Source organism: Pigmentiphaga litoralis (genome assembly GCF_014651835.1).
GTDB classification, from domain to species: domain Bacteria; phylum Pseudomonadota; class Gammaproteobacteria; order Burkholderiales; family Burkholderiaceae_B; genus Pigmentiphaga; species Pigmentiphaga litoralis.
The window spans coordinates 2,060,849-2,080,346 of the sequence record NZ_BMXQ01000001.1; the positions used below are offsets into that span (position 1 = coordinate 2,060,849).

At 65.7% G+C, this 19,498-nt stretch carries 18 protein-coding genes; 13 read left to right on the forward strand and 5 right to left on the reverse strand.

All coding sequences use genetic code 11. The features are described from left to right. Nucleotides 1-66 precede the first annotated feature (66 nt). On the forward strand, nt 67-903 hold the full coding sequence (locus IE116_RS09295) for an AEC family transporter (RefSeq protein ID WP_308428224.1): 837 nt from the start codon (nt 67-69) through the stop codon (nt 901-903). Here IE116_RS09295 and queG read toward each other — a convergent pair. Further along, on the reverse strand, nt 872-2,026 hold the full coding sequence (gene queG, locus IE116_RS09300) for a tRNA epoxyqueuosine(34) reductase QueG (protein ID WP_189614533.1): 1,155 nt from the start codon (nt 2,024-2,026) through the stop codon (nt 872-874). The two genes, IE116_RS09295 and queG, sit on opposite strands and share 32 nt — an antisense overlap. Before the next feature lie 43 nt (nt 2,027-2,069). Here queG and tsaE point away from each other — a divergent pair, with 43 nt between their 5' ends. Then, the gene (gene tsaE / locus IE116_RS09305) at nt 2,070-2,552 is read left to right on the forward strand and encodes a tRNA (adenosine(37)-N6)-threonylcarbamoyltransferase complex ATPase subunit type 1 TsaE (protein ID WP_189611792.1); all 483 of its coding nucleotides are present in this window, start codon (nt 2,070-2,072) and stop codon (nt 2,550-2,552) included. An 80-nt stretch (nt 2,553-2,632) separates the two neighbouring features. Beyond that, complete coding sequence (locus tag IE116_RS09310) at nt 2,633-4,120, forward strand: N-acetylmuramoyl-L-alanine amidase (protein ID WP_189614534.1); 1,488 nt, start codon at nt 2,633-2,635, stop codon at nt 4,118-4,120. Between the two features lie 111 nt (nt 4,121-4,231). On the opposite strand, the gene IE116_RS09315 is transcribed toward IE116_RS09310, so the two are convergent. Then, nucleotides 4,232-4,888, reverse strand: a complete 657-nt coding sequence (locus IE116_RS09315) for a VTT domain-containing protein (protein ID WP_189611795.1) — start codon at nt 4,886-4,888, stop codon at nt 4,232-4,234. Nucleotides 4,889-4,995: 107 nt separating this feature from the next. Here IE116_RS09315 and mutL point away from each other — a divergent pair, with 107 nt between their 5' ends. The 3 genes from mutL (at nt 4,996) to hisC (ending at nt 9,339) form a co-directional block, all read left to right on the forward strand. Continuing rightward, a complete protein-coding gene (gene mutL, locus IE116_RS09320) occupies nt 4,996-7,167 on the forward strand; it encodes a DNA mismatch repair endonuclease MutL (RefSeq protein WP_189611796.1) in 2,172 nt (723 codons plus the stop codon). A 55-nt stretch (nt 7,168-7,222) separates the two neighbouring features. Beyond that, on the forward strand, nt 7,223-8,140 hold the full coding sequence (miaA, locus tag IE116_RS09325; protein ID WP_189614535.1) for a tRNA (adenosine(37)-N6)-dimethylallyltransferase MiaA: 918 nt from the start codon (nt 7,223-7,225) through the stop codon (nt 8,138-8,140). Nucleotides 8,141-8,283: 143 nt separating this feature from the next. Beyond that, on the forward strand, nt 8,284-9,339 hold the full coding sequence (gene hisC / locus IE116_RS09330) for a histidinol-phosphate transaminase (protein ID WP_189611799.1): 1,056 nt from the start codon (nt 8,284-8,286) through the stop codon (nt 9,337-9,339). Nucleotides 9,340-9,345: 6 nt separating this feature from the next. On the opposite strand, the gene IE116_RS09335 is transcribed toward hisC, so the two are convergent. Continuing rightward, a complete protein-coding gene (locus IE116_RS09335) occupies nt 9,346-10,470 on the reverse strand; it encodes a mandelate racemase/muconate lactonizing enzyme family protein (RefSeq protein WP_189611801.1) in 1,125 nt (374 codons plus the stop codon). A gap of 104 nt (nt 10,471-10,574) precedes the next feature. Between IE116_RS09335 and IE116_RS09340 the strand changes: the two genes are divergently transcribed. Next, the gene (locus IE116_RS09340) at nt 10,575-11,453 is read left to right on the forward strand and encodes a LysR family transcriptional regulator (RefSeq protein WP_189614536.1); all 879 of its coding nucleotides are present in this window, start codon (nt 10,575-10,577) and stop codon (nt 11,451-11,453) included. Nucleotides 11,454-11,567: 114 nt separating this feature from the next. On the opposite strand, the gene purM is transcribed toward IE116_RS09340, so the two are convergent. Next, nucleotides 11,568-12,617: a phosphoribosylformylglycinamidine cyclo-ligase gene (purM, locus tag IE116_RS09345; protein WP_189611803.1), complete on the reverse strand. Its 1,050-nt coding sequence runs from the start codon at nt 12,615-12,617 to the stop codon at nt 11,568-11,570. 115 nt (nt 12,618-12,732) lie between these two features. Here purM and IE116_RS09350 point away from each other — a divergent pair, with 115 nt between their 5' ends. The 6 genes from IE116_RS09350 to IE116_RS09375 are packed head-to-tail and all read left to right on the forward strand — an operon-like array spanning nt 12,733 to nt 18,149. After that, nucleotides 12,733-13,791: an AI-2E family transporter gene (locus IE116_RS09350; protein ID WP_189611805.1), complete on the forward strand. Its 1,059-nt coding sequence runs from the start codon at nt 12,733-12,735 to the stop codon at nt 13,789-13,791. A 48-nt stretch (nt 13,792-13,839) separates the two neighbouring features. Beyond that, complete coding sequence (gene hda / locus IE116_RS09355) at nt 13,840-14,568, forward strand: DnaA regulatory inactivator Hda (RefSeq protein WP_189611807.1); 729 nt, start codon at nt 13,840-13,842, stop codon at nt 14,566-14,568. Further along, nucleotides 14,565-15,254, forward strand: coding sequence for an HAD family hydrolase (locus IE116_RS09360; RefSeq protein ID WP_189611809.1), 690 nt, complete (start codon nt 14,565-14,567; stop codon nt 15,252-15,254). The genes hda and IE116_RS09360 overlap by 4 nt, the downstream gene beginning before the upstream one ends. Further along, nucleotides 15,251-16,654: a polynucleotide adenylyltransferase PcnB gene (gene pcnB, locus IE116_RS09365; protein ID WP_189611811.1), complete on the forward strand. Its 1,404-nt coding sequence runs from the start codon at nt 15,251-15,253 to the stop codon at nt 16,652-16,654. The genes IE116_RS09360 and pcnB overlap by 4 nt, the downstream gene beginning before the upstream one ends. A gap of 15 nt (nt 16,655-16,669) precedes the next feature. Then, nucleotides 16,670-17,218, forward strand: coding sequence for a 2-amino-4-hydroxy-6-hydroxymethyldihydropteridine diphosphokinase (gene folK, locus IE116_RS09370; protein ID WP_189611813.1), 549 nt, complete (start codon nt 16,670-16,672; stop codon nt 17,216-17,218). Between the two features lie 10 nt (nt 17,219-17,228). Continuing rightward, nucleotides 17,229-18,149, forward strand: coding sequence for a LysR substrate-binding domain-containing protein (locus tag IE116_RS09375; protein WP_189611815.1), 921 nt, complete (start codon nt 17,229-17,231; stop codon nt 18,147-18,149). Nucleotides 18,150-18,205: 56 nt separating this feature from the next. On the opposite strand, the gene oxlT is transcribed toward IE116_RS09375, so the two are convergent. Next, nucleotides 18,206-19,492, reverse strand: a complete 1,287-nt coding sequence (gene oxlT / locus IE116_RS09380) for an oxalate/formate MFS antiporter (RefSeq protein ID WP_189611818.1) — start codon at nt 19,490-19,492, stop codon at nt 18,206-18,208. Between the last annotated feature and the right edge of the window lie 6 nt (nt 19,493-19,498).

Consider the following 19,498-nt stretch of genomic DNA (forward strand, 5'->3'; position numbering starts at 1 on the left):
GCCCCCGCTGTGCACATTGCCCTTCTGGTTTTCCCGGACTTCCTCCTGATTGCGATTGGCTGGTTTTTGCGCAGAAAGCTCCACTTCAGTGCCGAATTTTTTACCGGGACCGAGCGCCTCGTCTACTACGTGCTGTTTCCGGCGCTGCTGTTCCAGTCGATCGTACGCACCCCGATCCAGCTGGAAACCGCCGCCACCATGATCTGGGCAGCGGCCGCCATGATGCTGATTGGCGCCCTGCTCTCGTGGCTCGCCTGGCCGGTGCTCAAACCCGACGGCCAGGCGTTTGCATCGGCCGTGCAGTGCGGCTTTCGATTCAATTCCTACATTGCGCTGGCGCTGGCCACCCGCCTGGCCGGTGAAGCGGGCCTGAGCGCCATGGCCCTGCTGATCGGGTTTTCGGTGCCGCTGGCCAACGCCATGGCGGTCTATGCGCTGGCGCGGCACGCCAAGAGCAATCTGTTTGGCGAACTGATCCGCAATCCGTTGCTGCTCTCGACCGTGGCGGGGGTGCTGTACAACCTGGCCGGCTTCAGCCTTCCCGGTCCGGTGGATGCGTTGATGTCACGCCTGGGCTCCACCGCCATCACGCTGGGCATCCTCTGCGTAGGCGCGGCGCTGGCGTTGGGGGGCGCGCGGGACAACCTCAAGCTGATCAACTGGATCCTGGTGGTGCGCCTGTTGCTGCTGCCGCTGGTCGCGTTGGCACTCGGACTGCTGCTGCCGCTGACGCTGGTCGAACGGCAGATGCTCCTGCTGTTCGGCGCCCTGCCCACGGCGTCCAGCGCCTACGTGCTGGCGGCAAGAATGGGCGGCCAGGGGGAAATCGTGGCATTGCTGATCTCGGCCAGTACCGTGCTGTCGGTAGTGACTATTCCGTTGTGGATGCAGGCACTGCTGTAGCAAGCGCTTGCTCGGCTTCGCGTTCACGCCGGTCCAGGGCAGCAAGCGCCCACTGAACGTGTTCGCGCACCAGTTCGCTCGGGTCATCCGCGCGGCTGAGCAAGGCCGCGCGCACGGCGGGTGATGGCCTGGCGTTGCCCAGCCCGACCGCGATATTGCGTAGCCACCGTTCATGGCCCACACGCCGGATGGCGCTGCCTTGCGTGCGCTGGTCGAACTGCGCTGGCGTCCAGGCAAACAGATCGATCAGTGAGGACGCTTCCAGCCCGTGGCGCGGCGCAAAGCCCGGTTCCGCCGACACCTGCGCGTACTTGTTCCACGGACAGGCGGTCTGGCAATCGTCGCAGCCGTACACCCGCGTACCGATCAGCGGACGCAGGTCTTCCGGAATGCTGCCCTTCAATTCGATGGTCAGGTAGGAGATGCAGCGGCGCGCGTCCAGCACGTAGGGCGCGACGATGGCCTGGGTTGGACAGGCGGTGATACAGCGCCGGCAGTTGCCGCAGTGGGGCGTGCGGGCGTCATCGGCAGGCAGCGGAAGGTCGGTCAGGATTTCTCCCAAGAAGAACCAGCTGCCCTCCCGCGACAACAGAAGTGTGTGCTTGCCGCGCCAGCCGATACCCGCCTTGCGGGCCAGCTCGACCTCCATCAACGGTGCGGAGTCCGTAAACGCGCGATAGCCAAAGGGTCCGATTGCCTCGGTGATCCGGTCGGCCAGCTTCTGTAGCTTCTGGCGCAACACCTTGTGGTAATCCCGCCCCAGCGCGTAACTGGCCATGACAGCCGTTTCGCCGTCAGCAAGCGCTTGCTGCTGACGGCGCGCCAGGTCGGCGCCCGAGGCGGGCGCGTAGTCCAGGCGGACCATGATCGCCGACCGTGCGCCCGGCACGAGTTCCTGGGGCGCCAGCCGCACGGGCAGGTGGCGCTCCATATAATCCATTTCGCCGTGCATGCCGGCTTCGACCCACTGGCGCAGCCGGGCGCCGGCATCCTGCAGATCCAGATCCGCGATGCCGACGGCGCCAAAACCCAGTTCCCGGCCCCATATACGGACCTGTTCGACCAGCGCGGCGGGGTCGGGCAGCCCGGGGGAAGCCGCTGTAGAAGGAGAAAACGATGACATATTGCGATGGTAGCCGAGCGCGGCCCGGGCGGGACGCTGCACCATGACGCCGCTCGTCCACACAGGCTATCTGCCTGACGAAACGGACACCGATCGGCTGGCGGAATCGCTGGCCCCATTGGTCATGGACGGAGGACGCATCCACCTGGAAGGCGACCTGGGCGCGGGCAAGACCGCCTTTGCCCGGGCACTGTTGCGTAAAGCAGGCGTTACAGGTCGAATCAAAAGTCCCACCTTCACGCTAGTTGAACCTTACAAAGTTTCGAACTTATACTGCTATCACTTTGATTTTTATCGATTTACCGACCCACGCGAGTGGCTCGACGCCGGATTCCGCGATGCCTTGCGAGATGATGCCCTGGTGCTCATCGAGTGGGCAGAGCGTGCGGGCAACGCACTTCCGGTCCCCGACCTGAATGTCGCGTTGGCGCATGAAGGCGCAGGACGCGGTGTGACGTTGACGGCGTACACCGCACGAGGGCAGGCATGGCTGAGACACCTATTTTCCGACGCCGCGGCGCCTTGAGCATCGCGGATGACTCCGTGCCGCCTTCGGGCGGCGATGTGCCGTGCTATGACGATGCGCAGGCGATCCCGACCCGCGGCATGTCGCGGCGGCGGCTGGTCGCCGGTCTGGCGGCCACGCTGTTCGTGCCATTGATTCCGACGGCCGCGCGCGCCGCGACCCTGCTCGCCGTCCGCCTGTGGCCCGCGCCCGACTACACGCGCGTGACCCTCGAACTCGATACCGAACTCAAGACCGAACACTTCGTGCTGGCCAACCCGCACCGGCTGGTGGTCGACATCGAAGGTGTCGGCATGAACGCCACCCTGCGCGAACTGGTGTCCAAGGTGCGTCCCGACGATCCTTTCATTTCGGCCTTGCGCGCCGGGCAGAACCGGCCGAACGTGGTGCGCCTGGTCATGGACCTGAAGCAGGAAACGGCGCCGCAGGTGTTCACGCTCAAGCCGGTGGGGGATTACCACCACCGCCTGGTGCTGGACCTGTATCCCAAGATGGAACGGGACCCCTTGCTGGCCCTGGCCGACAAGGAAACCGAGGATCCCATGGCGCGGATCCTGAAGAACATTGGCAAGGATCCTGATGGCGACGGCATGAAGGTGCCGGGCAGCGATGGCGTCAAGGTGCCGGGTGACGATGGCATCCCGGCCCCGGGCACCGGTGGCGGCGCCAGTGGCAGCGGCATGGCGAACGCGCCTGGCGGCATGGGCGGCGGCGCTGGCCTGGGCGGCAACGCCGGCGGCGCGATGGCCAACGGTCCGGTGATCAACCCGCCGCAAGCGGCCGACAACATGCCGACCGCAACCCTGCCCTCCCGCTCCCAGGGCGGACGCAACACGCGTCCGTATTCACCCAATGTGTCCCGCATGATCACCGTGGCGCTGGACCCCGGCCATGGGGGCGAAGACCCCGGCGCCGTGGGTGCAGGCGGCACGCGCGAAAAGGACGTCGTCCTGAAGATCGCGCGCATGCTCAAGGCGCGGATCGACCAGCAGCCCAACATGCGCGCCATGCTGACCCGTGACGGCGACTTCTTCGTGCCGCTGCATGTGCGGGTCGAAAAGGCGCGCCGGGTGCAGGCCGACCTGTTCGTGTCGGTGCACGCCGATGCCTGGATCAAGCCCGATGCCCGCGGTTCGTCGGTGTTTGCGCTGTCCGAAGGCGGCGCCAGCAGCAGCGCAGCGCGGTGGCTGGCCAACAAGGAAAACTCGGCCGACCTGATTGGCGGGATCAACATCGGCACGCAAGACAAGCAGATTGCCCGCGTGCTGCTGGACCTCTCAACCACGGCGCAGATCAACGATTCGCTCAAGCTGGGCAGCGCGGTGCTGGACGAGTTGTCCAACATCAACAAGCTGCACAAGGCCAAGGTGGAACAGGCGAGCTTTGCGGTGCTGAAGGCGCCGGACATCCCGTCGATCCTGATCGAAACGGCCTTCATCAGCAATCCGGAAGAAGAAAAGCGGCTGAAGGACGGCGACTACCAGGATTCGATGGCCACGGCCATCATGCAGGGGATCCAGCGTTATTTCGCCAAGAATCCGCCGCTGGCCAAGAACAAGCTGACCTGATCGGCTAGTGAGTCAGATCGGACCGCGATCTGGCAGTCCCCCAAAGAAGCAGGCCAAAAAAAGCCCCTCTGGCGCAAGCCGAGGGGCTTTTTTGTGTTGATGCGCGATGGATCAGGGCGCGGAAGCGTCACCCTTCTTGCGCATGCCCGATGTCAGCTTCCAGATGCCGCCCAGCACCACCGGAACGATGGCAGCCGCCATGCCGATCAGCACGATGGTGTTCAGGTGCTCGCGCACCAGCGGCAGGTTGCCGAAGAAGTAGCCACCGAACACAAGCAGCAGCACCCAGGTCAGCGCGCCGACGACGTTGAAGAACTGGAAGCGTGCAAAGTTCATGTAGCCGACGCCCGCCACGAATGGTGCAAAGGTGCGCACCACCGGCAGGAACCGCGCCAGCACCAGCGTCTTGCCGCCGTGCTTCTCGTAGAAGGCGTGGGTCTTGGTGAGCGCCTTGCGGTCCAGGAAACGTATGTTCTGAGAGAACACCTTTGGCCCTATCGCCCGCCCGATCATGTAGTTGAGCGTGTTGCCCCCGATGGCGGCCACCAGCAGTAGGACGATCAGCAGCCACAGGTCCATCGCGCCGGTCGCGGCGAAGGCCCCGGCGATGAACAGCAGCGAATCCCCCGGCAGGAAAGGCAGCACCACGAAACCCGTCTCCCCGAAAATGATCAGGAAGAGCACCAGGTAGATCCAGGCGCCGTATTCGGCAATCCAGATGCCCAGGGACTTGTCGATGTGGAGCAGCATGTTCAAAAATTCAAGCATAGGTCTCGGCAGGTAAGAACGAACGGTGGGACGGCGCGCAGCTTACGGAGGGACCACGCAGGAACAGGGCACTATAGCCGACAGTACGAACACTTATAATCCGCCTTATGTCTCTCCGCCGCGCCATCGCCCCCCTCCCCGACCTCCTTGTCAGCCAGATCGCCGCTGGCGAAGTGATCGAGCGTCCCGCCTCCGTGCTGAAAGAGCTGATGGAGAACGCCATCGATGCCGGCGCGCGGGCGATCGACGTGCGGCTGGAAGGCGGCGGCATCCGGCGCATTGCGGTCACCGACGACGGCAGCGGCATCCCGCCCGACGAACTGCCGCTGGCCATTGCCCGGCACGCCACCAGCAAGGTCGCATCCTTGCATGAACTGGAATCGGTGGCATCCATGGGATTCCGGGGCGAGGCCCTGGCGTCGATTGCGTCGGTGTCGCGGCTGTCCCTGATCTCCCGCACGCCCGACAGTCCGCACGCCTGGCAATGGGAGGACGGCGAGGTGTCGCCCGCGTCCGGCCCCCCGGGCACCACGATCGACGTGCGGCAGTTGTTCGATTCGGTCCCGGCGCGCCGCAAGTTCCTGAAATCCGAAGGAACCGAGTTCGGCCATTGTGTGGAGGCCTTTGAACGGATTGCGCTGGCGCACAGCGGCATTGCCTTCCGGCTGTTCCATCACGACCGGGCGCATCAGCAGCGCCTGCCGGCGCGGCCGGTGGCGCGGGTGTACGACGTGCTGGGGCCGGAATTCGCGCAGACCGGGCTGCCAGTCAGCGTGGAATCGGGCGCGATCCAGCTGCACGGCGTGATCTGCCGGCCCACGGCATCGCGTGCGCGGGCCGACAAGCAATACCTGTATGTGAACGGACGGTTCGTGCGGGACCGCACGGTCAGCCATGCCCTGCGCACGGCGTATGCCGACGTGCTGCACGGCGACCGGCAGCCCGCGTATGTGCTGTTCCTGGATATCGAGCCGTCGGCAGTCGACGTCAACGTGCATCCGGCCAAGCATGAAGTCCGTTTCCGCGAGAGTGGCGCGGTGTACCGCTTTGTGTCGCATGCGATCGGGCAGACGCTGGCGCACGCGGCGGGGTCGGCGGTAGGGTCGGCCGCGCCAGGGGCGGGTGCTGCGGCGGCTTCGTCGGATGGCACCGGCGGCGGTCTGCCCCGCGCAGCCGGGGACGGCATGGATGGTGGTACGGCGCGCGGCGCCGCTGCAGGATTAGCGGGCAGTGACGCCGTAGGTTATGCGCTGTCGGGCACGACTGTGCCTGCGCCCGCCGCCACGGCATCGCAATTGCCATTCCGGCTGCATGACGGCGCAGCAGTCAGCAACGGCGGCTACTTGGGCACTGCCGAAAGCGGTCCTGCCGACGCAACGCCTGGGGCCAGCGGACAGGCGCCAGGCTATCGACCCGCGTATCGCGCCCCCGGCTACCCGTCTGCCCTGGGCGATCGCCTGATGGCGCTGCATGAGCCCCTGACCGGCGCGCCGGCGGGTCCGGCCTACGGCGACGATGGGCAGAGACTCGATGGCGAGCAGATGCCCCCGGGGCCCCTTGCGTATGGCTCGGATGCCAGGCTGGCGGACGGTGCGTCCTCTGGCACGCCTTATGTCATGCCGCTGGGGGTGCCCGCCGCCACGTCGGCGCTGGATCGCATCGCGGCCCAGTCGCGCACCTTGCCGGAAGGCGTCGAGCATCCCCTGGGGATGGCCGTGGCGCAACTGCATGGCATCTACGTGCTTGCACAGAACGATCGCGGCATGGTCGTGGTGGACATGCATGCGGCGCACGAACGTATCGTTTATGAACAGCTCAAGAATGCCCTGGATGGCCAGATGATTCCGCAGCAGCAGTTGCTGGTGCCGGTGGTGTTCCGGGCGTCTGAAAAAGACGTAGCCATCGTTGAAGAGCACACCGAGCCCCTGGCCGCGCTGGGCTTTGAACTGCGCCCTGCCGGTCCGGCATCGATTGCCGTGCGCGCCGTGCCTGCCGTGCTGGCGCAGGCCGACATCGAAACGCTGGCGCGAGACGTGCTGCGGGATTTTGCCGAGGTGGGCGCATCGCGCCTCTTGACCGAGCAGCGCAACGAACTGCTGGCGACCATGGCCTGCCACGGTGCGGTGCGCGCCAACCGCCGCCTGACCCATGACGAGATGAATGCCCTGTTGCGGCAGATGGAAGCGACCGAGCGCGCCGACCAGTGCAATCACGGCCGGCCAACGTGGGTGCAATTGAGCGTCGCGGACTTGGACCGGTTGTTTCTGCGTGGGCGGTGATCCGGTGGTGACTGACGATCGGGACGCTGCGGATGCCCCTGCCATCTTGTGCCTGATGGGCCCGACCGCGGCCGGCAAGAGCGCGGCCACGCTGGCGCTGGCGGCGCGCTGGCCGATCGAGATCATCAACGTCGACTCGGCCACGATCTATCGCGGCATGGACATCGGCACGGCCAAACCCAGCCTGGAGGAACGTGCGCAGGTACCCCAGCATCTGCTGGACATCCGCGACCCGGCCGACAGCTATTCTGCCGGCCACTTCCGCAGCGACACGCTGGCGCTGATTGCCGAAATTCGCGCGCGTGGCCGCGTCCCGCTGCTGGCAGGCGGGACCATGATGTACTTCAAGGCGCTGCGCGATGGCCTGGACACCTTGCCGCAAGGCGACGCCGTCATCCGCGCGCAACTGGACGCCCGTGCCGCAGAGATCGGCTGGCCGGCCATGCATGCCGAGCTGGCCCGGATCGATCCTGAGACTGCCGCCCGCCTGTCCCCCAACGATAGCCAGCGGGTGCAGCGGGCGCTGGAGATCCACGCCCTGACCGGCCAGCCCATGTCGTCCCTGTTGACCCAGGGCAAGGCCCAGGCCGACCCCGCGCCCTGGCGGTACGTGAACCTGAGCCTGGAGCCCGCCGACCGCGCCGGCCTGCATGCCCGCATCGAACAACGCTTTGACGCGATGCTGGAGCTAGGCCTGGTCGACGAAGTGCGCAAGCTGCGCGCACGGCCCGAACTGCATCCCGACCTGCCGTCGATCCGCTGTGTGGGCTATCGCCAGGTGTGGTCCTACCTGGAAGGCGCGATCCATGGCGCCGAGATGCGCGGCCAGTCGATCGCCGCCACCCGGCAACTGGCCAAGCGGCAGATCACCTGGCTGCGCGCCCTGCCCGACCGGCACATCGTGGACTGCCTGGCGCCAGATGCGGTGGATCGCGTGATCGACCTGGCGGCCCCCTGGATGAAGACACCCTGAACGCGACGGCATCTCGGCCGTCGCTGCATGGCCCAGCCTGCGTTGCCTGCCCTTGCGCCTGCTATGCTCCCCGGTGACGTGTCCACCCACGCCGGCCCGCCGCCAAGACTGAACACATTCAAGACACACCGCCAAGACACACCATGGACAAATTCTGGAGCGACGTCACCCGTCAACTGACCCCCTACGTGCCCGGCGAACAGCCGCGCATTGACGGGCTGGTCAAGCTCAACACCAACGAGAACCCCTATCCGCCGTCGCCGCGCGCGATCGAAGCCATCCGCGCCGCCGCCGATGGCGCGCTGCGCCGCTATCCGGACCCCGACGCCACCGACCTGAAAGCCGCGGTCGCCCGTTTCCATGGCGTGCCGGTGGACCAGGTATTTGTGGGCAACAGTTCGGATGAAGTCCTGGCGCACACCTTCGTCGGCCTGCTCAAACACGACAAGCCGCTGTTTTTCCCGGACATCACCTACAGCTTCTACCCGGTGTATTGCGGGCTGTATGGCATCGATTACCGGACCATCCCGCTGGCCGACGACTTCGCGATCCGCGTCGAAGATTACGGACAGGACGCGGGCGCGATCATCTTCCCGAATCCCAACGCCCCGACCGGTCTGGCGCTGGGCCTGGACGCCATCCGCAAGTTGCTCACGGCGCATCCGGATCAGGTGGTCGTGGTCGATGAAGCCTATGTCGATTTCGGCGGCGAGACAGCCATACCGCTGGTCTCCGAATTTCCGAATCTGCTGGTGGTGCAGACGTTGTCCAAGTCCCGTTCGCTGGCGGGTTTGCGCGTCGGATATGCAATCGGCCAGGCGCATCTGATTGCCGGTCTGGAACGCGTCAAGAGCAGCTTCAATTCCTACCCGCTGGACCGACTGGCGATTGCCGGCGCCAGCGCCGCGATGGACGACAAGGCCTACTTTGAACAGACCTGCCAGGCCATCATCCGCACGCGTGACCAGTTGACGAAAGATCTGCAGTCACTGGGCTTCGAGGTCGTTCCGTCAGCTGCCAACTTCGTGTTCGCCACGCACCCGGCCCACGCCGGCGCCGACCTGCTCGCCGCCCTGCGCGAGCACAAGGTAATCGTGCGGCACTTCAAGCATCCGCGCATCGACAAGTACCTGCGCATCACGGTCGGTACCGATGAAGAATGCGGCGCCTTGATCGCGGCGTTGAAGCAGATCCTGTAGCCCGCCTCAAGCCACCGTCGTCCAGCGCCCGTATTTCTCGACCTGCTTCTCATCAAAGTTGAAGCCGAGGCCCGGGGTCTGGTGCAGGATCACCCGGCCGTCCTTGTGTTCCAGCTGGCGATCGACCAGGCGGCGGAAATTCAGCACCTGGTCGTCCCAGAAGAACTCGACATAACGGGCGTTGGGTGTCGCGGCCACCAGGGGCGCATGGACGTCGTGGAACCAGTGCGGGCACATCTGGATGCCGTAGCCGGCGGCCATGGCGGCGATGCGCTTGAATTCGGTGATGCCGCCGCATACCGCGGCGTCGGTCTGCAGGATGGCGGCGGCGCCCATGTCCAGCAATTGCTTGTGGTACCAGCGGCCGTAGCCGATCTCGGCGGTGGCGACCGGGATGCGCGTCAGCTTGGCCAGGCGCGCATGGCTTTCGACGTCGTCGGGGCTGAAGGGCTCTTCGATGAAATACGGGTGGAACGGTTCCATGCGGCGCAGGTATTCCATGGCTTGCACTGTGTCGACCCAGCCGTTATTGCAATCGAGCATCAGTTCGACATCGTCGCCAATCGCCTCGCGCGCGGCACGCACGCGTGCTTCTTCGCCCGACGGGGACAAGCGTCCCGTCTTCATCTTGACGGCCTTGAAGCCCAGCTCCACGAAGCCCGCCATCTCTTCACCGAGCTGTTCCGCCGTCTTGCCATCGACGTAGTAGCCGCCACTGGCGTAGGCCGGGACGGTGTCGAGCTCCACGGCGCCCAGGTATTTGTGCAGCGGCAGGTTGGCGGTGCGGGCGTTCAGGTCCCATAGCGCAATGTCGAGCGCGCTGAGTGCGCGCATGACGGTGCCCATCCGGCCTTGCAGCAGGGATTCCTGGTACATGTCCTTCCACAGGCCTTCGACGGCCAGCGAATCACGGCCAATCAGGACAGGGGCCAGCAATTGTTCGACGGCGACGCGAAAGATCTCGCCCGCCTGGTTGCCCACGTAGCAGAAGCCGATGCCTTCCACGCCGTCGGCGCTGCGCACCTTGACCAGGCCGTAGTGGCGGTCCGTCACGGTACGGTTGGCCAGATAAGTCACTTTGTCGAGCGGGACGCGCGCCACGCATACCTCGATGGATTGGATGATCGCCATGGTGTCTCCTGTGGGGAATGGATTGCAATGACGCCACTATGCAGCGTTCGATCCCGCAGAAAAACCTCTCGATCCCGGTTTCAAAACACGTAAAATCCGTGTTTATGGACATGCGTTTTCTTGAAAGCTTCGTGACGGTGGTCGAGTCTGGTTCGATTGCCGATGCGGCGCGCCGACTGGACCTGGCGCCTACGACGGTGGCCCAGCAGATCCGTGCGCTGGAAGCCGACCTGGGATCGCGCCTGTTGATGCGCGCGGGGCGCACGGTCAAGGCAACGGTGGCGGGCGCGCGGATCGTGGATCACGCAAGGCAACTGCTGGAAGGCGTGCAGACCCTGCGCTCGGCCGCGTCCGATACCGGCTTGCCTGCCGGCCCCCTGCGGCTGGGGGCCACGCCCACGGCGCTGACGGGACTGCTGCCGCCGTTGATGCGGCGGTGGATGCACGCCTATCCCGACATCCGGATTTATATCGAGCCCGGCACGTCATCCCTGCTGCTGGAACGGGTGCAGACCGGCCACCTGGACGCGGCGATCCTGGTGCATCCGGCGTTCGATCTGCCCAAGACGTGCGCGTGGAGCCTGATTCGCCAAGAGCCGCTGATGCTGCTGACGCCATCCCGGATGCGGGTCAGTGACCCCCTGCTGACCATTGCGCGCCACCCGTTCATCCAGTACGACAGGAAGGTGGTGGCGGGCAAGATGGCCGATGACTATCTGCGGCGCCAGGGCCTTCGCCCCAAGGTGCAGTTCGAACTGGATGGCATCGAACACATCGCGCAGTTGGTGGCGGAAGGGTTTGGCGTGTCCGTGCTGCCCGATTGGCCGTTGCTGGGCGCCTCCGACGCCAGGGTGCGCCGATGGCCACTGCCCGCGCCGTGTCCGTCTCGCAAGGTGGGCATGGTGTGGATGCGGGGCTCGCCGCGATCGCCGCTGGCGGATGCCTTGCATGCCCACCTGGATGGCATCGCGGCGGCCCGGTAGCGGGCAGGACGGGCAGCCGCGGACAACAAAAAACCCGCCCCGGAAAACCGGTGGCGGGTTGTTCATGCGTCGGGTCCGAACCGCCGCAGCGGTCGGCCTTCCCCGGCGAAAGCCCTACACCACGGTCGTTTGCGGCGCGTCAGCAGCCTGGTCGACGATCTCGCCGATGCGATCGACCGTCTCACCCGCCGCGCGCAAGGTGGCGATCACGGCGTCGGCTTCCTGCGCGCCGACCACGATCACCATGCCGATGCCGCAGTTGAAGACGCGGTGCATTTCGTTGTCGGCCACGCCGCCCTGGGCCTGCAGCCAGGAGAACAGCTCGGGCATCTTCCAGGCGTCGCGGTGCAGCGTGGCGCTCAGGCCGGGGCGCAGAATGCGCGGCACGTTGTCCAGCAGGCCGCCGCCGGTAATGTGGGCCAGGCCCTTGATCTCGTGCCTGGCAATGGCCTGCAGCACCGGCTTGACGTAGATGCGGGTGGGCGCCATCACGACGTCGCGCAGCGCCTGGCCGTGGAAGTCCGTGTCGGGCGTGGCGCCGGCGCGGTCGATGATCTTGCGCACCAGCGAATACCCGTTCGAATGGGCGCCGCTGGACGCCAGGCCCAGGATGACGTCGCCCGGCTGGATCTTGCTGCCGTCGATGGCCAGTGACTTTTCGACCGCGCCGACCGCAAAACCGGCCAGATCATATTCGCCGTCGGGATACATGCCGGGCATTTCGGCGGTTTCACCGCCGATCAGGGCGCAGCCGGCCTGCTCGCAACCCTGGGCAATGCCCCCGATGACGGTGGCGGCGGTGTCGACCGACAGGCGGCCGCAAGCGAAATAGTCGAGGAAAAACAACGGTTCGGCGCCTTGCACCAGAATGTCGTTCACGCTCATGGCGACCAGATCGATGCCGACCGTGTCGTGCTTGTTCCACGAAAAGGCCAGGCGCAGCTTGGTGCCGACGCCGTCGGTGCCGGACACCAGTACGGGCTCGCGATACTTCTTCGGGACTTCGAACAGGGCGCCAAAACCGCCAATGCCCGCCAGCACGCCTTCGCGCATGGTGCGCTTGGCCAGCGGCTTGATGCGCTCGACCAGGGCGTCGCCGGCATCGATATCGACTCCGGCGTCGCGGTAGGTTAAGGAAGAAGCGCTAGGTTGCTGTTCGGACATGGAATAACCAGAAGAAGTGAAAAGGAACGCCTGCGAGTTTAAGCGGGAGTGAAGCGCGGGGGCGCGAAAAACGAAAAATACCGGTTATTACGCGCCCCAAAGCTATAATTTTACGATGATCGATACTCCGACGCGGCGTTTGCAGGCATTGGGCTGGACTTTGTTGGGTCTGGCCCTTTTGCTGATGATGTACTTCCTGTCGCCGGTGCTCACCCCCTTCCTGCTGGCGGGAATTCTCGGCTATCTGCTCGCGCCGGGTGTCGATTGGCTGGAACAGCACCGGTTTCCGCGCTGGGCGGCCGTGCTGGTCATGATGACGGGGCTGTTCCTGACCGTGATCATTCTAGTGCTGATCCTGGTGCCGCTCGTCCAGCACGAAGTCACCCAGGTCATCGCGCAGTTGCCGGTGTGGCTTGAACGCCTGCGCGAATCGTACGGGCCGCAGCTCAAGCGCTGGTTCGGCCTCGAACTCAAGGTCACGGCCAACAGCCTGGGCAAACTGACGCAGGATCTGCTGGCCGGCCATCAGGACATGGCGGCGGTTGCCCTCAGTTATGTCAAGCTGGGCGGCGGCGCGATGTTGAACTTCGTCACCAACATGTTCCTGACGCCCTTCGTGCTGTTCTACCTGCTGCTGGACTGGCACCCCTTGCTGGACCGCCTGGACCGCGCGGTGCCGCGGCGCTGGCACCTGCGCATCCGCGTCATGGTGGCCGAGATCGACGAACTGATGTCGCAGTTCCTGCGCGGCCAGTTGCTGGTTATGCTGATCCTGGCAGTGCTGTACAGCGCCGGCCTGGCCATTGCGGGCTTCGACAGCGCACTGCCGGTCGGCACGTTGACCGGCCTGCTGGTGTTCATTCCCTACCTGGGTTTTGCGCTGGGCTTGTTCCTTGCCATGGTGTCGGCAATGCTCCAGTTCGATGGCGTCTATGGCGTGGTGGCGGTGGCCGTGGTCTACGGCATCGGCCAGACCGTGGAAAGTTTCTACCTGACGCCGCGCCTGGTAGGCGAGCGGATCGGCCTGCACCCGCTGGCCGTGCTGGTATTTGGCGAGGTCTTCGGATTCTTTGGCGTGCTGCTGGCGCTGCCGGCCAGCGCGATTTTGCTGGTGGCGCTGCGGCGCGTGCGTCGCGGTTACCTGAGCAGCGACTTCTACCGGCAGACGCCCTGACCCCATGATGCGGCCCCGCACTTTCCGACGTCCTCCTTGCAGAGCCCGATGAAGCAGCTCTTACTCGACGTCCTGCCCGCGCAGGCGCCATCGCTCGAGAACTACGTGCCCGGCCCGAATGCCGAGGCGCTGGCGGCGCTGCGCGCCTTGCCGTCGGGGCGAGCGGTGTACCTGTGGGGACCGGCGGCGTCGGGACGCACGCACCTGCTGCGGGCGATGGTGGCGGACGCATCGGACGCCATCTATCTGGACAACGACGCGCCGATCAAGACCTTCCAGGCCGTGGCCGATGGCGATGCCGGCCACGCCCTGCTGCGGCGCGTGGCGATCGACGACCTGCATGCCATGGACGATGCCCGCCAGGCCTGCGTGTTTGCGTTGTATAACCGGTGGCGCGAATCGGCCGCCACCGAACATGCCTTGTCGCTGGTCGTTGCCGGCGACCGGGCGCCCCACCAGATGCAGCTGCGCGAAGACCTGCGCACGCGCCTGGGCTGGGACCTGGTGTTCCGCCTCGACGCCCTGTCGGACGCCGACAAGATGGCGGCGCTGGGCCGGCAGGCGGCCAGCCGGGGCATGCAGCTGGCCCCGGACGTCCTGAACTGGGTCATCACCCACTTCGATCGCGACATGCGGCGCCTGTCTGCCCTGGTCGACGCCCTCGATCGATACTCCCTGGCGGCCAAGCGCCCCATCACCGTTCCGCTGTTGCGCGCCATGCTGGCCGAGCAGCCCGAACCCTCCAACCCCGATTTTTCTCCACCGACGTTGTCATGACTCCTACCCAAGCGCCCACCCGGCTCGCGCTGTTCGACCTGGACCACACCCTGTTGCCGCTGGACAGCGACTATCACTGGGCCGATTTTCTGGCCCGCAATGGTCATAACGGCGATCCGGCCAAGGCCCGCGCCACCAACGACGCCATCATGCAGCGGTATGACGAGGGCAAGCTGTCCGCCACCGAATCGGCCGAGTTCATGCTGGGGATGCTGGCGCGCAACACCCCCTACGACCTTGCCCGATGGCACGAGACGTTCATGGCCGAGGTAATCCGGCCTGCCATCACGCCGCAGGCCATCGCGCTGGTGCGCAACCACCTTGAAGCCGGCGACCTGTGCGTGGTGGCGACGTCGACCAACTCGTTCGTGGTCGGGCCCATCGTGCGTGCCTTCGGCATTACCCATCTGCTGGCCACCGACCCCGAATATGTGAACGGCCGCTACACTGGACGTTTCGTCGGCACCGCGTGCTTTCGCGAGGGCAAGGTGACCCGGCTCGACGCCTGGCTGAAAACGTTGGGCCGAGACCTCGCCTCGTTCGACGAGTCGGTCTTCTACAGCGACTCCATGAACGATGTCCCGCTGCTTGAGGTGGTGACCACGCCGGTCGCGACCAACCCCTCGCCCACTCTGCGCGCGCTGGCGCAAGAACGGAACTGGCGCATCACGGATTTGTTCGCATGATCAGAAAACTCATCAGCAAGCTGTTTTCGCCGCGCGCCGCGCGTCCGATCCTGGGCATCAAGCGGCACGCGCCCTTGCGTGTGCCGCAAAGCCAGCATGGCATCGATCGCCGGCTGGTCTCGCGCCACGCCATCAAAGTCTGCGACACGCTGCACGAAGCAGGCTTTGAAGCCTACATCGTCGGTGGCGCGGTCCGTGACCTGATTGCGGGCGCCCAGCCCAAGGACTTCGACATCGCGACCAACGCGACACCCGAGCAGATCCAGCCGCTGTTTCGCCGCGCCCGCATCATTGGCCGGCGCTTCCGTCTGGTGCATGTGGTGTTCGGCCAGGAAATCATCGAGACCTCGACCTTCCGCGCAGCCAGTTCGATAGAACAGACCACCGACGAACACGGACGCATCCTGCGCGACAACGTGTTCGGCACGCTGGAAGAAGACGCCGCGCGGCGCGATTTCACGTTGAACGCGCTGTACTACGATCCCGCGACCGAGATCGTGATCGACTACCACAACGGCGTGGCCGACCTGAAGAACCGCACCGTCAGCATCATCGGCGATGCGGCCAAACGCTATCGCGAAGACCCGGTGCGAATGCTGCGCGGCATGCGGTTTGCCGCCAAGCTGGAGTGCACGATGGCTCCGGCCACGCTGGCGCCGATCCGCGAGATGGCGGGCCTGATCGAGAACGTGCCGGCATCGCGCCTGTTCGACGAAATGCTCAAGATGCTGACCTGCGGGCACGCCATGAACTGTCTGCGCCAGCTGCAGAAACAGGGCCTGCACAAGGGCATGCTGCCGCTGCTTGACGTCGTGCTGGACCAGCCCGGTGGCGAACGTTTTGTGGAACTGGCGCTGGAGCGCACCGACCAGCGCGTGCGCGCCGGCAAGTCGGTCAGCCCCAGCTTCCTGTTCGCCGCCCTGCTCTGGCAACAGGTGCATGTGCGGTGGATGCAGTTTCGCGAACAGGGCGAAGTGCCGATGCAGGCGCTGGGCCTGGCGGTCGATTCCGTGCTGGATGACCAGACCGAAAAGCTGGCGATCCAGCGGCGCTTTGTGTCGGACATGCGCGAGATCTGGTTCATGCAGCCGCGGTTCGAGCGCCGCCTGGGCAAGACGGCCTGGCGCATGATCGAGCAGCCGCGCTTTCGCGCCGCGTGCGACTTCCTGCACCTGCGCGCCGCCGCGGGCGAAGTCGACAGCGACCTGGCGCAGTGGTGGATGGATCTGGCCGACGCCGACGATTCGACCCGTGCCGCCATGCTGGATGACGCCGCCCGCCAGCCGCGCCCGGCCGGCGAAGCATCGACCAAGCCGCGTCGCAAGCGCCGCAGCAACAACAAGCCCCGCGCCGAATCGGCCGGCCCGGACTCGGGCGGCGCCGCACCCGCCGCGGAATGACGGGTGGGCGGGTGGATGGCTGAATCGCCATCGATTGGCACCGGCAAGGCGCCCGCTGGCAGTGGACCAGACGCGGCGCCCGGCCGGGCTGGCGCGCACATTGCATGGATCGGCCTGGGCGCAAACCTGGGCGATGCCCTGGCCACGCTGCAGGCCGCCGTGCAGGACCTGACGCACGCCGACGGCATCGCGGCGGTGACGGTGTCGCGCTTCTTTCGCACCGCGCCCGTCGACTCCAGCGGGCCGCCGTACCTCAACGCCGCGGCCCGCGTGCTCACCACCCTCGACCCGCTTGCCCTGCTTGATACCCTGCAACGCATCGAGACCACCCACGGCCGCGAGCGGCCGTATCGCAACGCGCCCCGCACCCTGGACCTGGACCTGCTGCTGTTCGATGACGTCGTCATGGACACGCCGCGGCTGGTGATTCCACACCCGCGCATGCATGAACGCGGTTTCGTGCTGGCGCCATTATGCGACCTGGATCCGAGCTTGCGCCTGCCACAAGGCGATGTGACGAGCCTGCTGCGGGCATGTGCCGCGCAGGACGTCGTGGCGCTTTGAGCGACCCGGCATGGAACTCAGACACCTTCGCTATTTTGTTGCCCTTGCGCAGCAACTGAACTTCACGCACGCGGCGCGCAAGGTGCATGTGTCGCAATCGACGCTGTCGCATCAGATCCGGCAGCTGGAAGAAGAACTGGGCCAGACCCTGTTCGACCGGACCGGCAAGCAGGTGCGCCTGACGCAGGCAGGTGAACGGTTCCTGCCGAATGCCAACAACGCCTTGCGGGAAGTGGACTCGGGCATCCATGCGCTGCGCCGCGGCGAAGACGAATTGCGCGGCCGGCTTGCCGTGGGCGCGACCCACACCTTTGGCATCGGGCTGATCCCGACCTGCATTGCGGAATTCATGGCGCGGCATCGTGGCGTGCAGGTCTCGATCGAGGAAGGCAGCGCCGACTGGATCCTGCAACAGTTGCGGGACGGCCGCATCGACCTGGGCGTGGCCTATCGGCCCGCGTCGCTGGGCGCGCTGCGCTTCGAGCCCCTGTACAACGAAGAGATGGTGCTGGCCGTGGCGCCCGGGCATCCGCTGGCGGCCCGCAAGCGCATCCGCATTGTCGAATTGCATGGCCGCGACCTGGTGCTGCTGCCCGCCGAATTCGCCACCCGCCAGTTGCTGGACGAGGCCTTTCGCGCCGTCGATGCCCAGCCCCATGTCGTCGCAGAGACCAATTCGATGGCCACGATGATAGGCATCGTTCGCCGCATCGAAGCCGGATGCATTGTGTCGGAACGCGCCGCCAGCTATCTGCAAGGACTGCACGTGGTGCGGCTGGAAGATCCGTCGCCGGTGCGCACACCCGGGCTGGTGTGGAACGGTGCGGCCGTCAGCAGCCCGGCTGCCGAGATGTTTGCATCGCTGTTGCGGCGGATCGCGCGGGATGAAAAGAAAGTCGTCGCCACGCGACTGCGCCGCAAGCCGGCGTGATTCCTTCCTGACAGCAAGTCCGGCGCCTTGCAGGCCGCCGGACTGGCACCCTTCGATCAGCTACGCGCCAGCCATCGGCGGCTCATGGGCTTGATGGCCGCCAGCACCAGAATGGCCGCGACGAAGTCGAGCGCGATCACCGAATAAAAGACCGTCGACCAGGACTGCGTGCGTTCATACAGCAACGCTGCCATCGGGCCACCAAAGATGGAACCCACCGCGGTTGCGATCAGCAGCACGCCAAAGTTCTTGGCGGCATATTTGGGACCGAACAGGTCAGCCTGCAAGGACGGGAACAGCGAGTAGATCTCGCCCCACCCAAAAAAGACCAGGCCCGTCAGCAGCACGAAGGCCACCGGGTTGTGGCCGTACTTGAGCAAGGCAAAGATCGCGATGCCTTCCAGCGCGAACGCAAAGAACATGGTGTTCTCCCGCCCGACCTGGTCCGACAGCCACCCAAAGAAAGGCCGCGTCAGCCCGTTGGCGATACGGTCGATGGTCAACGCAAGCGGCAACGCCGCCAGGCCGATCACGGTGGTTTGCGGTGTGATGCCAAAGTCCTTGGCGAACGCACCCAGTTGCGAGATCGCCATCAGGCCACCGGTCGCGACCATGCTCATGGCCAGGAACATGACCCAGAACACCGGCGCCCGCATCATCTCGGCCGTGGTGGAGCTGCGGGTGCCCGCATTCAGCACACTGGCCTTTGCCGCATTCTGCTGCACCCATCCCAGCGGCGGCCGCGCCATGCCGAGCGCGGCAAGCATGATCACCGCGGCCAGGATGAAGCCGAACGTGAGCAAGGTCGTGGGATAGCCGGATGCCCGGATCATGCTGTCGACCGGAAAGGTGGTGACGACGGCGCCAAAGCCGTAGCTGCCCGACACCATGCCGATCGCCAGGCCGCGCCGGTCAGGGAACCACTGGATCATCAGTTCGACCACGGCGACGTACACAAAGCCCGTGCCAATGCCCGACAGCACTCCATAGGTGAAGTACAGCACCGGCAACGAGGTGACCTGCGACGACAGCACCCAGCTCGCCCCCGTGATCAGACCGCCGGCCAGCGCCAGCTGGCGCGAACTGAGCTTGCTGGCGACATACCCATGGAACGGGCCAAAGCCACACTGGAAGATACTGAACAGCGCGATGGTGACCTGCAAGGCCGACAGGCTGACATCGAGCGATGTCTTCATGGGCATCACGAACAGGGCCCACACATACTGCGGGCTCGAGATGGCCATCATCGCCACCATGCCGAGCACCAGTTGCACCCACCGGGACCGGGGAACGTCCACGGTGGACGGACGAGCGCCGTCCTGCACATCGGTTATTGCATTCATGCTTGT

Coding starts and splice junctions, on each gene's coding strand:
- IE116_RS09340 (WP_189614536.1), top strand. CDS start 10,575: ATGGACATGCGTTTTCTTGAAAGCTTCGTGACGGTGGTCGAGTCTGGT.
- IE116_RS09360 (WP_189611809.1), top strand. CDS start 14,565: ATGACTCCTACCCAAGCGCCCACCCGGCTCGCGCTGTTCGACCTGGAC.
- hda (WP_189611807.1), top strand. CDS start 13,840: ATGAAGCAGCTCTTACTCGACGTCCTGCCCGCGCAGGCGCCATCGCTC.
- folK (WP_189611813.1), top strand. CDS start 16,670: ATGGCTGAATCGCCATCGATTGGCACCGGCAAGGCGCCCGCTGGCAGT.
- hisC (WP_189611799.1), top strand. CDS start 8,284: ATGGACAAATTCTGGAGCGACGTCACCCGTCAACTGACCCCCTACGTG.
- tsaE (WP_189611792.1), top strand. CDS start 2,070: ATGACGCCGCTCGTCCACACAGGCTATCTGCCTGACGAAACGGACACC.
- purM (WP_189611803.1), bottom strand. CDS start 12,617: ATGTCCGAACAGCAACCTAGCGCTTCTTCCTTAACCTACCGCGACGCC.
- pcnB (WP_189611811.1), top strand. CDS start 15,251: ATGATCAGAAAACTCATCAGCAAGCTGTTTTCGCCGCGCGCCGCGCGT.
- IE116_RS09315 (WP_189611795.1), bottom strand. CDS start 4,888: ATGCTTGAATTTTTGAACATGCTGCTCCACATCGACAAGTCCCTGGGC.
- mutL (WP_189611796.1), top strand. CDS start 4,996: ATGTCTCTCCGCCGCGCCATCGCCCCCCTCCCCGACCTCCTTGTCAGC.
- miaA (WP_189614535.1), top strand. CDS start 7,223: ATGGGCCCGACCGCGGCCGGCAAGAGCGCGGCCACGCTGGCGCTGGCG.
- IE116_RS09375 (WP_189611815.1), top strand. CDS start 17,229: ATGGAACTCAGACACCTTCGCTATTTTGTTGCCCTTGCGCAGCAACTG.
- IE116_RS09350 (WP_189611805.1), top strand. CDS start 12,733: ATGATCGATACTCCGACGCGGCGTTTGCAGGCATTGGGCTGGACTTTG.
- IE116_RS09335 (WP_189611801.1), bottom strand. CDS start 10,470: ATGGCGATCATCCAATCCATCGAGGTATGCGTGGCGCGCGTCCCGCTC.
- oxlT (WP_189611818.1), bottom strand. CDS start 19,492: ATGAATGCAATAACCGATGTGCAGGACGGCGCTCGTCCGTCCACCGTG.
- queG (WP_189614533.1), bottom strand. CDS start 2,026: ATGTCATCGTTTTCTCCTTCTACAGCGGCTTCCCCCGGGCTGCCCGAC.
- IE116_RS09310 (WP_189614534.1), top strand. CDS start 2,633: ATGTCGCGGCGGCGGCTGGTCGCCGGTCTGGCGGCCACGCTGTTCGTG.